We start from the raw sequence: 16,536 nt of genomic DNA on the forward strand, positions 1-16,536 counted from the left end.
GGATCTCATGAAAACTTGGATGCACCAGCCACGCAATATTGATATTTCACACTATGTAGATCGATACTGGTGGCTAGAAGTCGGTGAAAGCGATAGTGGTTATGAACCCGCATTGTTGATACCTAATCCTAATGCAAATCTCATTTTTACGTTGCCGACCCAGCAGTATTCTTACCAGCAAGATCAGCAAGAATTAGTCGGGCAGGGTAGCCATTTACTTCACCTATGCAGCAAAGCAATCAGTATTAATGACCAAGGCAGTGTTATTCGGCTTGGCATTAAGTTTAAAGCAGGTGCGCTGTATGCGTTATTTGGTATTGAAGGCAGTGAAACACAGAATACGGTTACCTCTGATTTGTCGCTGTTGCATCCATCGTTCACTCTCGCAAATATACGGCAGCTCATTGATACTGACTATGCTTCAGCTAAAGAGGCTGATCAGATCAAATACAGCGTTGATAATGTGATTGAACGATTGGATAGCCTGTTCTCGCAAGTCATTCAATTAGCGAAAGAAGATCGCCACAGTATATTGGTGTGTGATGCGTTGAGTCTACTTGCTGATAATTCATCGGTTGGGATCGAAACTAAATTGTTTTGCTCACGTAGAACTCTTGAAAGGGCATTTTTGCGTGTAACGGGTGTATCAATAAAGCAGTACGAAATGATGATGCGGTTAGATGCAGTTCTGATGTATATCTTTAAAAATGTAACTGACCCTAAGAATGATACGAGAATAACAGAGCCTGATTGGGCTGATATCGCACAACACTTTGGTTTTAGTGATCAACCACATCTTATCCGTCAGTTAAAGCAAGCGATTGGACATACCCCAAACAAATACCTGAATACACGTAACCTGATTATTGATGTGTATGGTGATTTTGAATAAGTCGCTATTTATCTGACCACACCACACATTGTCGCTTTTGTTCAATCACCCCTTTGCTTTAGAGGTTATGCTCTGATGCAGGATCTATATTAATGAAGAGTAACATTTTGCAACTTGAAGATTTAAAACAAGGTCAACCTGTCCTCCTATCAAATGCATTTACTATCCAGCTTATTCGCCAAGAAGATTTTACCGATATTCTAACGATGCTTGAAAACCCGAATGTTACGAAATTTTTGTTTTTCGCTCCGGCGCCAGTGGCGTTGTACGAGGCATTCTTCTTGCCAATCATTGAAAATACAGAAAAAGCGATAGCAAGCGGTGAGTGGCCAGAACATCTAACAATCATTATTCGTGATCAGAACCATCAATACATGGGCATGGCGGGTTTAACGCAAGTTATGCTGTTAGCGGGTAACTATGAAGTTGGCTTCCAGTTACCTGAGCATGCTTGGGGTTTAGGTATTGGTACATTGACGTGTGAATACTTAACTAAAGTCGCATTTGAACAGCTTAATGCACATAAGGTTGCTGCTGATTGTTATAGCCAAAATTTAGGTTCTGCAGGTGTATTACGTAAGTCAGGTTATGCACTTGAAGGTAAGCAAGCAGGGTATTTTCATACCGAAGAATTAACCGATGATCGTTTGTTATTTGGTATGACGGCAAGCCAGTACTCTGCAAAGAAAATGGGTCAAGCTATATAGTAAATAATTGTGGTGTACAAACACTAAAATATTATTTTTGAATGCAAGATTATTCCCTGTCGAAAGGCAATATGTTTGTCAGTGCTCATCCCCAAAATGGATGAGCAACTTGATAGATAGCTTTGTCCTTGTCAACTAACCCTACCTTTAGTCAATCTAGCCTCAATGTTCACTTTTATCATTTTGATATTGTTTATTGTTTTGATAGTAAAAATGACTATCAAACTGATATTTACGCACTCTCATTGCGTAAGTGTGCAGTTGTAATTTACAGGTGTGATTAGTTTGATCCTTAATCTAATATCTTTGATTAAGAATCAACCCCTGCAAGATCACATATCTCCTTCTTGTTTTCTATTCTTGCCCCAAGTCGGTCTAATTTCTGCTTAACAAGATTACCTGTTTATCATTTCTGTTTTTATGGAAGTATCTCGGTGAAAGTATGGCGACAAGGGGTAATTGGATAACCCATGCGTCTTCATCGTTTCGTGGGTAAACAGATTAGCCCCAGAGTAGTGGATTCAGTCTTTTATTGTTCCTTCTAATGGATAGAGCGCCCAGACAATACGGGTAGGGATAATCGTGAAAAAAGATTGTTGCGCTCTGGGTTGGCCTGCAGGGTACTCGTATCTCACATGCAATTCCGCTGTGAATACCTTGTTGAGTCAGAACCCAATTGAGAAGGATATTTCAATGACTAGCTTTAATCAGCTTGGCAAGCGCACCCTTCGGGTCGATGGACTTGCTAAAGTGACGGGAAAGGCGATTTACGGTAATGATATTCAGATTCCTGGCATGCTTTATGGCGTGTGTCGTTACGCAGATATTCCTGCGGGAAAAATAACCAAGATAGACACAGAAGACGCCAAGCAAATAGACGGGGTGGTTCGTATTGCGTGCTTCGATGATATACCGGGTGATCCCACTGCAGGGGTGATCATTCGCGATTATTACCCCATTGTAAAAGATGAAGTCTGCTTCATGGGCGATGTACTGGCGGTTGTCGTCGCTGAAACATATGAAGCTGCGTGTTTGGCGGTGGATAAAATCAAAGTGGAATATACACCATATACTCCCATTTCAGATATGCATGAAGCGTTAAAGCCAGAATCGCGTCTGATTCATCCTGATAAAGAATCCAATGTTGTTGCGACACACCATACTCAGCTCGGTGATTACGAAGCAGGGTTAGCACGATCGAGCTATGTGATGGAGCGAACGTTTCAAATTGGCTTCCAAGAACACGCATATATTGAACCTGAATCCATTACTGCTTATCTCGATCCTACCTCTTCCGATCTTATTCTGACGGGCTCTATTCAAAACCCGCACCGTGTTCGCGGGTTTGTGTCGTCGTACGTTGGTCTACCACAAGCGAAAGTCGACGTGCGCCGAGCTGTTATGGGCGGTTCGTTTGGCGGCAAAGATGACACCATAGATCATTTGTCATGCCGTGCAGGTTTGATGGCCATGCTCACGAAGCGTCCGGTGAAGTTTACCTATACCCGTGAACAATCCATGGTCGAGAGCAGCAAGCGTCATCCGTATCACATGACTTATAAAGTTGGTTTTGATGGTGACGGAAAAATCCATGGCATGAAGGTTGATATTCTGGCTGACAGTGGGGCGTATGCGGCATGCACTCCGTTTGTCACTTGGCGTTCAGTGGTACAAGCCGCAGGACCATACGATATTGAAAACGTTCGTGTCGATGTTCAAGGCGTGTATACCAATAACACCTACACGGGCGCTATGCGGGGATTTGGCTCGCCACAAATCGTGTTTGCCAACGAATCCTTGATGGATGAAATTGCAGAACATTGCGGTATCAGTGCGATAGCGGTACGTAAAATTAACGTTATTAAACAAGGTGGTCACAGCATTACGGGGCAGAAATTTGATAACCACACGGTTTCTGCATTGGAAGTGATGGAAAAAGCGACTACGCAGGCTGAGTACCTCAAAAAATTAGAACACTACAAAGTACTTAATGCTTCCGATAACCCAGTCAAATACGGTATTGGTTTCGCGATCAGTTACCGCGGTTGTTCACTGGGGGCGGAAGGTGTCGATACGTCATCGGCACTTGTATCGGTTAATACTGACGGTAGCGTGAATATCTCGACTGGGGTATGTGAAAACGGTCAAGGGTTACAAACCACCATGTCGCTGATTACTGCCGAGGTGTTGGGTTTGTTCGTTGATGCAGTGAATTTCACCGAACCACCTACGTCCATGATTTCGGACGGTGGTCCAACCGTTGCTTCGCGCGCCACGGTGACGGGTGGTAATGCGGTCAAAAATGGCGCAGACATTATTAAAAACCGTATTTTTGCGGTGATCGCCGATACGCTTCAAGCAACCAAAATAGAAGAAACGATCTGGAAAGACGGTGTCATCAGTAACGCTCAACAACCTCATCTGCATATTACTTTTGCTGAAGCGGCAAATAAGGCGAAATGGGCTGGCGTTAATTTGGCCGCGTACGGCTGGTTCGATCAACCAGATATCAGTTGGGATGAAGAACACGGTTGCGGGAGCCCGTACTTTACTTGGGTGTATGCTTGCCAAGTGGTCGATCTTAAGGTTGATACCAGTACGGGCAAATTGGACTTGCTCGACATTACTGCGGTCCACGATGTGGGGCAAGTGATCAGCCAAGTGGGTTTTGAAGGCCAAGTAGCTGGAGGTATCGCGCAAGGATTTGGATTAGGGGTGCTTGAAGATTACAACATCGAACATGGTGTTCTTAAATCTGAAAACCTTGATAGCTACTTATTGCCGACGATCAAAGATATGCCACCAATGACCATTATAGCGGTCGAGAATGCCGATGCGGGGGGACCATTTGGTGCTAAGAGTATCGGCGAACCCGCGACTGAATTAGCCGCTGCGGCAATCAATAACGCAGTCAGTTTTGCACTTAACAAACGTATGCGCCAATTACCACTGACCTTGGAGCAAGTGGTGTTGGGTTATAACCTCAAGAAACCCGCGCGACAAAGTGAATTAATGCTTGAATCGGAAGAGAAAAAGCATACCCATCGCTTAACGGGTTTCTCGGTAGTGAATCCATTAACCCTTACTCAGGCGTTGTCTTTGTTGCAAGATGGTAAGGCTACTGCGATTGCGGGCGGCACCGATGTGTTAGTGCAAGGTCGTATGCAAAGTTGCGAGCGTAAATTAGTCAATATTGCTGACTTATCGGGCTTGTGCGAAATTATCGAAGACGATACCCATGTCACCATTGGTAGTGGGGTTCACTTTAATCGCTTGGTAGAGCACTCAGCTATCGCAGAAAATTTTCCACTGTTAGCTACTGCATGCCACACCATTGGATCTCACCAAATCCGTAACCGCGCCACAATTGGCGGTAACATTGTGAATGCGGCACCATGTGCTGATTCCGTGCCGCCACTCATTATCTACGATGCAGAAGTCGAACTGCGTATGGCAAGCTCATCGTTGTCGGAAGGGGCTAACGAGGGAGTAATCACCCGACGTATGCCACTGTGTAAATTCATCACTGGTGGCTACCGCACTGAGCTACAAACAGGTGAATTGCTCACTAAAGTGATCTTACCGAAGATGCATGCTAATGCAGTATCAGGCTCTTCATCTTTTATCCAAAAATATAGCCAGCTGGGTCGACGCAATGCACTCAATATCACCCGTTTGAGCTTGAGCTGCTTGATGGCGTTTGATGAAAATAATCATGTGTCTACTTGTCGCCTTGTTGATGGGGCGCTGTTCAGCAAGCCACAACGTTTGACTGCCATTGAAGACGAGTTATTAGGGTATCCATTAGACCAAGAACGACTATTACGTGCTGAAGCTATCTTGATGGATGCCATTGATACAGCGATTGGTGGACGTTGGTCGGCGAAATATAAACAACCGGTATTCACTAATATGTTCCGCGACTTGATGAATGAGATTCGTGCAGAGCATGCAGTAGGAGTTGCATTATGAGTGATTTACAAGCGACATCTATTAATCAAAGCGAAACTACACCTATTCGTCTGACCGTGAACGGCAAACTGCATTTATTAGACGTAGACGGTAATACCCGACTATTGGATTTGGTGCGTAATGATTTAGGACACACAGGCACCAAAGAGGGCTGTTCGGTGGGTGAGTGTGGGGCATGTACTGTCATCATGAACCAAGAAGCGGTTTGCTCATGCATGGTATTGGCTGCGCAGTGTAATGGGGCCGAGATCACCACTATCGAAGGTGTTGCGGAGGATCCGTTAGCCAATCAACTTCAACAATCCTTTATTGAAGAAGGCGGGGTGCAATGCGGATTTTGTACGCCGGGCGTATTGATGAGCACCAAAGCCTTATTGGATAAAAACACAAAGCCATCTGATGAGGAAATCATGGATGCGTTGGAAGGAAATTTATGTCGCTGCACTGGCTATCAACCGATCATGAATTCGGTTAAAGCCGTTATCGTGCACAATAATAATAAGAAGAAGGATTAGCGATAGAGAACATAAATAAAGCTCAATAACCACCGTTCATAATTAGTTTCCCCCTGCGGTTGAGTGAGAGGCAGGTAGCCTATGCATAAGCTCTGGGGGCACGGATGCGTTTTACCATTGAGGATATAACAATGAAGTTACTGTACAAGTTGAACGAAAAGCCACCTAAGGGAGTGACCTTCTTTCTCGCGCTACAGCATATGCTGGCATCAATTGGCGGGATAGTGGCGGTACCCCTGATCGTGGGTGGATCCATAGGATTACCACCAGATGAAGTTGTAACGTTAATCAGTGCCTCATTGCTTGTGTCTGGCATTGCGACCATCGTGCAATGCATCGGTGTAGGGCCGATCGGGATTCGTTTACCCGTTGTGATGGGATCCAGCTTTGCGTTCTTGGGTACCTGTATTGCGATCGGTAATAGCCAAGGTATGTCAGGTATTATTGGTGCTGCGTTCGTTGGCTCTTTCATGGTGATCATAGCCAGTTTTTATATGGAGTACATCAGAAAGCTCTTTCCCACTTTGGTGAGTGGTGTGGTGGTGACCTTGATCGGGTTAACCATTTTGCCCGTTGCCATGAACTGGATCGGTGATGCCCCAGCGGGGAGCCCTGAATTTGCATCGTTACCAAAAATCTTTTTGGCAGCGGTATCGTTGGCGGTGGTGATTGGCGTTTCTGTCTTTTGTAAAGGTGCAGTGGCCGCATCAGCGATTGTGGTTGGTTTGGCTGTTGGTTACGTGATTGCTTTGCCGATGGGTATGGTGAATTTACAGCAGTTGTCTGATGCTTCGTGGTTTGCGATGCCTGAGCCGTTGAAGTACGGCATGACATTCTCACTGCCTGCTATTATCACTATGACTTTGGTTTATCTTGTCGTCGTGGCGGAAGCTACGGGTGATTTCATGGCGTTAGGCAGTAACTGTCATGTTGATGTATCAGGTAAAGATTTGAAGCGCGGCCTGCTTGGCGATGGTTTAGCCAGCACCCTTGGTGCATTGTTAACCGCGATGCCAGTGGCGAGTTTCAGTCAGAATGTTGGTATCGTCGGTATTAGTGGTGTTGCCAGCCGTTATGTTGTTGGGGTCACGGGCGGTTTGTTGATTCTTGGTGGTCTGTTTCCGAAAGTGGCGGCATTGGCGGTAACCGTGCCTAAACCAGTATTGGGCGGCGTCGGTTTCGTGATGTTTGGCATGATTGCTTATGCCGGTATCCGGATGTTACTGAAAGCGGCAGACTCACGTCGTAATGCACTGGTGGTGTGTGTCGGTTTGGCATCGGGCATGGCGGTAACGTTAGAGCCTAACTTACTGCAACACTTCCCTGAAGATCTCAAGATGTTGTTCCATTCGGGCATTACCACTGGCACATTAGCGACCGTGGTTTTGAATATGTTACTGCCGAAATCGAAGAAGAGTGAGCTTGAAGATGACGAGCCTGAAGAAAACATTACTGCAAAATCGATTCTGACGAAGCCAGATAAACGCTTAAAAAAAATCTCTAATTAAGAAGTAATACAGGTGAAACCGCGTCTTACATAAGGTTATTTACATAATAACAAGATGTAAGACGCGGTTTCTTCATACTAAAATTAGATCTATAAATGAGTATTTTGCTGAAATCTCAACAAACTCTCGCTGAAATTAACGTTTTGATTAAGGTAACTAGGTTATGTACTAAACCGTCGCTTCATCGACTAAATACAAAATTGATTGATAGGGAATACCACTGTGGTGTGATAAACCTATTTCACAGGTTCGGCTATTACTGAATCCACGCGTACAGTTATTGGGTACTTGTTCTTTTAGTGGGTGTACAGCCGCAGCGTTAAGTTCTGGCGTGGTAAAGCCTTTGTCACCCGCCCATCCACAGCATTGAATATGTTCGGGAATAATCACTTCAGATGCGCAGGCATTGGCTAATTCAAGCATACTGTTTTCTAAGCCCATTCGTCGAGAACTGCAAGTAACATGTAACATTACCGTTTCTTCAATGGGTGAAATACTTAAATAGTCGAGCAAATATTTGAGCACAAAACCTGTGGGTTCTAAGATTTCCATAGGTTGCGTAAATTGCTCAATACTGCGTTTAGCACAAGGGCTGGTGTCCATTAACACGGGCCACTTTCCTTGCTCGCTTGCTTGCCATAGTGCATCTTCTAATTGTTGCGATTTCTGTTCTGCCAGTGCAGTCATGCCTTTGCTGTCGTAAGGCATTCCACAACACTGGTCAGCTAAAGATTCAGGAATGATGATGTCAAAACCTGCTTTTTTGATCAGTGATGTGGTCACTTCAGTGAGTGACCGACTATCGGTATTACCCGCTTGCTGGCCCATAGTACGGCTGGCACATGAAGGCAGATACACCACCTTTTTATTTACTCCGGTGTGTGTTTTTGTGTTTTTCGGCTGGTGGCGGTTAGAGGTTGGCATTTCCGGCATCCAAATAGGTGTTTTACCGCCTGTCAGGTTACGGATACCGTTGGTTACTTTACCAACTGCTTTTTCACCCAGTACTTTCTGAGCGAGTTCATTTGCTTTAAGCCCTACACTCACCATTTTGGTCGTTGCAGTGAAATGATCTGCCGTCCAGCGGGCGATAGGGGTAAATTTCTGGTACTTGGCAGTACGCAATTTTTTCACCAGATCGCCAGTATTGATACCTACAGGGCAGCGATCAGCACATAATCCCGTTGCTGCACAAGTGTCTAACCCTTGGTATTCAAATACGTCACGCAATGCTGCTGAATTGGCGGTTTCGCCAGCGGCTTCTCGACGTTGAATCTCGCGGTATAGCACAATACGCTGACGTGGCGATAAAGTAAGCGTACGAGAAGGACATACGGGTTCACAGAAGCCACACTCAATACAACGATCAATTAGATCGTCAGCTTTAGGCATAGGCTTCAGGTTTTTAATGTGTGATTGAGGATTATCATTAATAATGACCCCTGGGTTTAATATGCCACGGGGATCAAACAATGCTTTGATCTGCTGCATTAAGGCATAGCCATCTTTGCCCCATTCCAGCTCGACATACGGTGCCATGTTACGACCTGTGCCGTGTTCTGCTTTTAATGAACCTTGATATTTTATTGCGACTAATTCAGCCACGGCATCCATGAAGTCGCCATAACGTTGTATTTCATCGGGTGATTCAAAACCCTGAGTGAAAACAAAATGCAAGTTGCCTTCAAGTGCATGGCCAAAAATAATGGCTTCGTCGTAATGGAATTGGTCAAAGAGGTGTTGTAAATCACGTACACCTGCTGCCAAATTTTCAACGGGAAAAGCGACGTCTTCAATAATAACGCTAGTGCCAACTTCGCGCACAGCACCAACGGCGGGGAACATGCCTTTACGAATGCCCCATAAGGTTGCGACGGTATGGGCATCGGTGGTGAAAGCGATAGATTCAATCACATTGAATTGCGCGATCGTTTGCATGATGGCGTTGCACTGTTGGTCTAATGTTGCTTGGTTACTGGCATGAGATTCAATTAACAGCGTACCGGCTTCTAAATTCAAATGCTGAATAAAATCAGGCATACCCGGTTTGTCAGCCACTGAACGCATCGCGCGACCATCCATCATTTCGACGGCTGATACGGGATCTTTGGCTAAAGCGGTAACCGCTTGGCTAGCTTCTTCAATGCTGCTAAAAACGATTAATGCGGAGGCTTTGTACGGGTGTTCGATCACTGTGTTATAGGTGATCTCAGCAATGAAACCTAATGTCCCTTCGGATCCGATCATTAAATGTTTGATCACTTCGATCGGATCGGAATAATCGACTAACGCATTGAGCGAATAGCCGGTAGTATTTTTCAGGCGATATTTATGGCGAATACGTTGGGCTAACTCGACATTATTTCTGACATCGGTGCACAGGTTTTTAATACCTGATATTAATTCGGGCTGTTTATGTTCAAAAGCAACAATACTTTCTTCACTGGCTGTATTGAGTAGCGTACCGTCGGCAAATACTAACTTCATGCTATCAACAGTACGGTAAGAATTTTGTGCAGTACCACAGCACATGCCACTGGCATTGTTTGCTGCGATGCCCCCAATTTTACAGGTATTGATAGAGGCGGGATCAGGCCCTATTTTACGACCGAACGATGCGAGGTATTTGTTCGCGTCGGCACCAATTACGCCCGGCTGTAGGGTGATTTTATGTCCGTCATCGTGAATTTGGTGCTCACGCCAATCATCAGTCAATGTGATTAACACGGAGTCTGATACCGCTTGCCCAGATAAGCTGGTGCCTGCTGCACGAAAGGTACAAGGAATATTGAGTTGATCACAAGCTTGAATGGTGAAAATGACTTCATCAAGATCTTTTAAGCGCACGACCATTTTCGGAATTAAACGGTAAAAGCTGGCATCTGTACCGTATGCAAGAAGCTGGGCTTCTTCGGTGAAAATTCTGTCTTGAGCAAGACGGCTCGCCAACATATTTTTCAGTTGTTGGTAGTTATATTCCATTACATATCCTCAATCAAAATCACCACCAACTGGCTTGGACCATGTGCACCATAAGCCAGTGTTTGCTGTATATCGGCGGTTTTAGATGGACCAGAAACTAAGACAATATTGGTAGGCATATTGTTCTGCCATGCTTGCGTTACCATGAGTTCAGCAAAGTTGCTAACAATGGTCGAGCGTTTTATCAAGGCAATGTGACATGGTGGTACTAATGAGAGGGTTCTTGGTTCTGAAATGTCTGGCCACAACATTAATGTACCTGTATCTGCAATACCCGCACGGCAATGGGTAATACCCGCATCGACATCATTAAATAGCGCTGACTTCAAATCACTGATGTCGCAATCAAACGTCATTGTTTCTATTGCTGGTGTTTCTAATGAACCTGTTGCCAAAGATTGAATCGCTTGCACTATATCGGAATGAAATTCACCTGCGGTGCCTAATGCGATGCGCGAAAACTGCTTACTTACAACGATGTTTTTAATGACGTTATTTAATGCATCACGATCTGTTGAAATAATTTCAGCATGGCTGGCAGATAAACCATCAATAAAGCGTTGTCTTGTGAGTTGAGCATCGTTGCTTACCCACGGTTGATAGGTGATAGTTTCCATTGCTTTTGCTTCAGGCTTGGCGTCACGAAGACGGGATAGAATCGCATTTCTTGACGTACTCATGATTTTTCTCCCTGTTTCCGAGCTTTGATTAATTGGTGCAAGGTTTTACTGGCGGGTTTAGGCGCTGTTCGGCATTGTGTCCATGGCCCTAGGTTACTGGGCATCAAGGCTTTCATCTTGGTGGCTGACCATGTACCCATGTGATAAATCGACGGATGTGATGCTGCAAATGCAAACCCTTTCATTGCCAAAGATTCTGCTTTACTGGCTGCGGCTTCTTGCCCTCTCATCGCTGGCATATCGGGTTTTGGCGGGTTTTTTGCTTCATTGCGTAAGCGTTGTAGCATCTCAGGAATAGGGATCCGCACTGGGCATACTTCACCACATGCCCCACATAAACTTGATGCGGTAATCAAATCTTTGGTTTTTTCTAATCCCATCATATGGGGTGAGATGATCTTACCAATCGGCCCTGGGTAAACGGTGCCGTAAGCGTGCCCACCAATACGGGTATAAACAGGGCAGTGGTTCATGCAAGCACCGCAACGAATACATTGCAGTGTTTTACGCATTTCTTCATCACGGAACGCCTGCGAACGACCGTTATCAAGCAATACAAGATGTACTTCTTCAGGACCATCTAATTCACCATCACGACGGGGTGAGCTGATCATATTGAAGTAGGTGGTAATCGCTTGTCCGGTTGCTGAGCGAGTTAACGCGCTATAAAGAGGCGGCACATCAGTTAAGAACTCCACCACCTTTTCAATACCGGTAATGGCAATATGTACATTCGGCACTGTTGTACACATACGCCCGTTACCTTCGTTTTCGACTAAACATAACGTGCCTGTTTCTGCGACAGCAAAGTTAACGCCAGATAAGCCAATATCAGCATCATGAAACTTTTGACGCAAACGACTACGACCTGTTTGGATCAGTTCATCAACATCGAGCGTTGGTGTGAAATTATCGAGGTTCTTCTCAAACGTATCACTGACTTCTTGTTTGTTTTTATGAATCGCGGGCATGATGATATGCGAAGGCTTATCACCATCGAGTTGAACAATATATTCGCCCATATCACTTTCTAAACACTCGATACCCAGCTTTGCCATTTCGTGGTTGAGTTCAATTTCTTCACTCACCATCGATTTGCCTTTTACAATGCTTTTTGCATTATGGCGTTGAGAGATAGTGGCAATAATCGAGTTAGCTTCTTCAGCGTTTTGCGCCCAATGCACCTGAATACCATTGTTGGTACAATTGGTTTCAAGTTGTTCGAGTAAATCGGGCAGCTTGCTAAGGCAACGCTGACGAATAGCTTCAGATAAATCACGAATGTGTTTTTCTTCTGCAGGATCAGCAAAAGCCGTTTTGCGTTTGTCTGTTAAGTAGTCCATTGCGCCACGAAAGTTTTGGCGCAGTTGTGGATCGGCGAGTGCCGCTTTGGCTTGGTCATGAAAATGTTCAGGTGCCAGTTCTTGAATGTGAACGCCGTTATTTGAGTGGCTCATCTTATTTTCCTCCCGTTCGCTCTAATAAAAAGCTCGCAAGGTGACGGCCACGCATAGGTTTACCTTGGTATTCCAGCGCACCGTTAATATTGAGTAAACAACCCCAATCAGCACTGACAAACTCACTGGCTTGGGTATCTGATAAATGGCGAGTTTTATCTTCAACCATGGCTTGGCTTATATTAGGATGACGTACTGCGAAAGTACCACCAAATCCACAACATTCACTCTCATAGGCTTGCTCACGAATTTCTACATTATCGAGCTGAGTAAGCAGTTGAGTTGCAGTAACGTGCACGTTCATTTCACGACGAGCAGCGCATGAGGTATGCATAACCACCGACGTGCTTTCTCCTTTATCGTTGAGCTTTACTCGACAGACGTTAACCAGAAATTCAGTCATCTCAAATACACGATCACAAAAAGTATCAACGTGTGCTTGGTTTTCATCGTCTTTGAATAAACGACGATAGTGATGATGCATCATGCCACCACAAGAACCGGATAACACGACAACAGGCCAGTTTTCAGTAAAGAGATCCATCTGGCTTTGTGCGACTTGTTTGGCTTCTTTATCGTAACCCGAGCTATAAGCCGGTTGACCGCAACAAGTTTGTTTTTCAATGAAGATCACTTCGATCCCTTGTTGCTCTAATAATGTAATGGCATCAAGACCGGCTTCTGGATCAAACATGTCAACTAAACACGTGGCATAGAAGTAGACTTTTACCGGCTTTGCAGGGTAGATACGCATTAGTGTTCTCCTTTACTGTTATTCAGTCTTTATTCTAGTGCGCTCTTTTAGTCAGTGACTATGGGCATTTATATGATCTGAATAGCAAAAATAGTTTGGGCTTCTTTTACGGTTTCAGTGTAGAAATAGGCTTAGGTTTATTCTCTAAGCCTATGCTGAAAAAACATGAGTTTTTGTAAATATGGTCTTTGTAAACGTGGCGCTGTGTTTAACCTTGTTGAGCAAGCATCAGGGCGTCGGTAATATTGAAACCATAGATGATCACTAAACCAATAACACCTGTTGCAACAAGGTAATAGAAGGTAGGGATCACCGTTTTACGCAGTGTTGCACCTTCACGACCGAGCAACCCAACAGTGGCAGATGCCGCCACGACGTTGTGAATGGCAATCATATTACCGGCTGCTGCACCGACAGCTTGAAGGGAAACAACCGCGGCACTTGATATGGTTAATGTTTGTGCCACTTCGAACTGAAATTGACTAAACATCATATTTGAAACGGTATTAGAACCTGCAATGAATGCACCTAGCGCACCAATAGTGGCACTAAGAGCGGGAAAGAACTCACCGACCAAACCTGAGGCAAAGTGGGCTGTGGTTACAGGCATACTGGCTAAATCAGCCGCGTTAACACCTGAGTTTATGAAGATACGTACCATCGGAATGGTAAACACCAATACAAAACCTGCGCCAACCAGTGTTTTACTTGATTCGTGAAGTGCACTGGCTAAAGGCTTAACACTGCGTGATTGTAATAAAACAGCAAGTAATGCAACGAAAACCAAAATACCACCCGGTAGGTATAGCGGTTGAATCGCGGCATTAACGCCGGTTTCGCCTAAGATGTTGCTGAACGATAAGCTAATACCTGTTAAGAAGCCTTTAAAATCCGCACTAACACGGCTAGCCACAAGTACCACAGCCAATAATACGTAAGGTGTCCAAGCAAGCGCGAGGCTCATTGGTTTTTTGTTATCGTCTTTCAAATCCATTTTCAGTGAGCCTAACCATTCTTGAGGCCACTTGTTTTCGCTTTCAAAATCCCACTTTGTTTTAGGTACAAGAAAGCCTTTTTTAGCCGCTGTTACCACGATTGCTAGGCTGACTAAACCACCAATCAATGATGGGAACTCAGCACCAAGGAAAACACCCGTTAATGCGTAAGGTATAGTGAATGCTAAACCTGCAAAAATAGCGAAAGGCAGTATATCTAACCCCTCTGTCCAGCTTTTGTTCTTCCCAAAGAAGCGAGTCAGCATCATTGCCATTAGTACTGGAATAAATGTACCGACGGTTGCGTGAATGAGGGCCACATTGGTTGTAATTTCTTGTAGGTAGAACTCCCACGTTGAGCCACCTGAAACCAGAATTTCGGAAATATTGTGCGTATCAAGGCCTTTGTTAACACCAACAATGATAGGTGTACCGACGGCACCGAACGATACAGGGGTAGATTGGATCATCATTCCCATTAAGACTGCAGCTAATGCGGGAAAACCGATGGCAACTAAAAGTGGGGCAGCAATAGCAGCAGGTGTACCAAAACCAGATGCACCTTCAATGAACGAACCAAAACACCAAGCAATGATAATTGCTTGGACTCGGCGGTCGGCAGAGATATCGGTGAATCCATTTCGGATGACACTGATAGCACCAGTATGTTTCAGCGTATTGAGTAAGAAAATAGCGCCGAAGACGATCCATAGAACCGCAACGGTTATTGCTAAACCTTGTAAGGATGAGGCAATGACACGCGTTGGAGACATATCCCAACAAAATAGTGCAACAACAACTGTCAGCGCAAAGGCGACAGGCATGGCACGTTTTGCTGGCCAGTTCAGGCCGACCAGCAACACGGCTGAGACCATTATTGGTGAAAATGCGATTAACGCGAGTAGGGTATCATTCATGATTGTGTTTCCTTCCTTCGTACAGCTGTTGTGTCGTAATAGGTATGTTTAAAACAGAGTGAAATTCGTTTATCATTATTTTTATTTGTTGTTATATTGTATGTCCACATGCGGCTTTCTGTGGGGCTCCTTGTAATCCATTTGTTAACTTGATGTAACGGTACTCCTTTCTTTTTTTTCAATATAGAGAAATAATGAAAAAGATTATTTCCAAAAGTGGACCAATGATGGCGAAAACAGACGACCTTATCCTGTTTGCTCAGGTGGTAGAGCAGGGTTCTTTTAGTAAAGTGGCAGAGCTTAATTCCCTTACAAATTCAGTTGTTAGTAAACGTATAGCGCGGTTGGAAGAAGACCTTGGTGTGCAGCTTTTGTATCGAACGACACGTAAATTAACGGTCAGTGAAGCAGGAAAAGTACTTTATCAAGGTGCGAAAAATGTGAAGCAGGCAGCGGTAGAAGCTATTGATGCGGTGTATGGATACGGTGAAAGCGTTACAGGGCACGTAAAAATGTCGGTGCCTACTATCTCGGGTGATTTATTGTTAGCTGATGCGGTTGCCGAATTTTGCAGTATGCATCCTGGATTAACTGTTGATATGTCACTTGAGAATTTATTTGTCGATCTTGTTGAAGATGGTTATGACTTGGTGATACGAACAGGATACTTAGAAGATTCAAGCTTAATTGCACGCCATATTCTCGATTCACAATGGGTGATTTGCGCAGCGCCTGCTTATATCGCTAGTGTGGGTAAACCGATGACACCAGAAGACTTGGTTAATCATAATTGCCTGCAATACGCCTATCAAACAACAGGGGCATCTGAATGGGAATTCAAAGGGGATAACGGCAACTATATCGTCAAAGTCGCGGGTAATTTTTCAACCGATAATGCCGCGGCGTTACGAAAAGCGGCATTAGGCGGTTATGGCTTGGCGTATGTTCCTCGCTGTTTGGTCTATAAAGATTTTTTAAAAGGCGATCTGATTGATGTTTTCCCTAAACGCGTAGGTAAAAAGCTCGGTATATATGCTGTTTATCCGTTTACACGCCAGCCACCTCGGAAAATCCGTTTGCTTATTGAACACATCAGAGAGCGATATTTAGCCATGCGTGAGTGCTTTTAATTGCTTTGATTACAAAAATTAAACTAA

At 44.5% G+C, this 16,536-nt stretch carries 11 protein-coding genes; 6 read left to right on the top strand and 5 right to left on the bottom strand.

Annotation, left to right across the window (positions count from 1 at the left end; genetic code table 11):
• Positions 1-7: 7 nt before the first annotated feature.
• The 5 genes from C9J12_RS24510 (at position 8) to C9J12_RS24530 (ending at position 7,594) form a co-directional block, all read left to right on the top strand.
• A complete protein-coding gene (locus C9J12_RS24510) occupies positions 8-892 on the top strand; it encodes a helix-turn-helix domain-containing protein (protein WP_107245102.1) in 885 nt (294 codons plus the stop codon).
• A 92-nt stretch (positions 893-984) separates the two neighbouring features.
• A complete protein-coding gene (locus C9J12_RS24515) occupies positions 985-1,599 on the top strand; it encodes a GNAT family N-acetyltransferase (protein WP_107245103.1) in 615 nt (204 codons plus the stop codon).
• A gap of 693 nt (positions 1,600-2,292) precedes the next feature.
• Positions 2,293-5,571 carry a molybdopterin cofactor-binding domain-containing protein gene (locus tag C9J12_RS24520; RefSeq protein WP_107245104.1) on the top strand — a complete coding sequence of 1,093 codons (3,279 nt, stop codon included), beginning with the start codon at positions 2,293-2,295 and terminating at the stop codon, positions 5,569-5,571.
• Positions 5,568-6,086 (top strand): (2Fe-2S)-binding protein, encoded by a 519-nt coding sequence (locus tag C9J12_RS24525; RefSeq protein ID WP_107245105.1) that lies wholly within the window; start codon positions 5,568-5,570, stop codon positions 6,084-6,086. Before C9J12_RS24520 ends, C9J12_RS24525 begins: the two co-directional genes overlap by 4 nt.
• Before the next feature lie 131 nt (positions 6,087-6,217).
• Positions 6,218-7,594: a nucleobase:cation symporter-2 family protein gene (locus C9J12_RS24530; RefSeq protein WP_107245106.1), complete on the top strand. Its 1,377-nt coding sequence runs from the start codon at positions 6,218-6,220 to the stop codon at positions 7,592-7,594.
• 168 nt (positions 7,595-7,762) lie between these two features.
• Here the strand turns inward: C9J12_RS24530 and C9J12_RS24535 are convergent, their stop codons facing one another.
• The 5 genes from C9J12_RS24535 to C9J12_RS24555 form a co-directional block, all read right to left on the bottom strand.
• Entirely contained in the window at positions 7,763-10,576 is a 2,814-nt protein-coding gene (locus C9J12_RS24535; protein WP_107245107.1) for an FAD-binding and (Fe-S)-binding domain-containing protein, read from the bottom strand.
• Positions 10,576-11,256 carry a LutC/YkgG family protein gene (locus C9J12_RS24540; protein ID WP_107245108.1) on the bottom strand — a complete coding sequence of 227 codons (681 nt, stop codon included), beginning with the start codon at positions 11,254-11,256 and terminating at the stop codon, positions 10,576-10,578. The genes C9J12_RS24535 and C9J12_RS24540 overlap by 1 nt, the downstream gene beginning before the upstream one ends.
• Positions 11,253-12,713: a LutB/LldF family L-lactate oxidation iron-sulfur protein gene (locus C9J12_RS24545; protein ID WP_107245109.1), complete on the bottom strand. Its 1,461-nt coding sequence runs from the start codon at positions 12,711-12,713 to the stop codon at positions 11,253-11,255. The genes C9J12_RS24540 and C9J12_RS24545 overlap by 4 nt, the downstream gene beginning before the upstream one ends.
• 1 nt (position 12,714) lies before the next feature.
• Positions 12,715-13,467, bottom strand: a complete 753-nt coding sequence (locus C9J12_RS24550; protein WP_107245110.1) for a (Fe-S)-binding protein — start codon at positions 13,465-13,467, stop codon at positions 12,715-12,717.
• 208 nt (positions 13,468-13,675) lie between these two features.
• The gene (locus C9J12_RS24555; protein WP_107245111.1) at positions 13,676-15,379 is read right to left on the bottom strand and encodes an L-lactate permease; all 1,704 of its coding nucleotides are present in this window, start codon (positions 15,377-15,379) and stop codon (positions 13,676-13,678) included.
• Between the two features lie 227 nt (positions 15,380-15,606).
• On the opposite strand from C9J12_RS24555, the gene C9J12_RS24560 reads away from it, so the two are divergent.
• A complete protein-coding gene (locus tag C9J12_RS24560; RefSeq protein ID WP_107245134.1) occupies positions 15,607-16,509 on the top strand; it encodes a LysR family transcriptional regulator in 903 nt (300 codons plus the stop codon).
• Positions 16,510-16,536 lie beyond the last annotated feature (27 nt).

This window comes from Photobacterium frigidiphilum, assembly GCF_003025615.1.
Classification (GTDB): Bacteria; Pseudomonadota; Gammaproteobacteria; order Enterobacterales; family Vibrionaceae; genus Photobacterium; species Photobacterium frigidiphilum.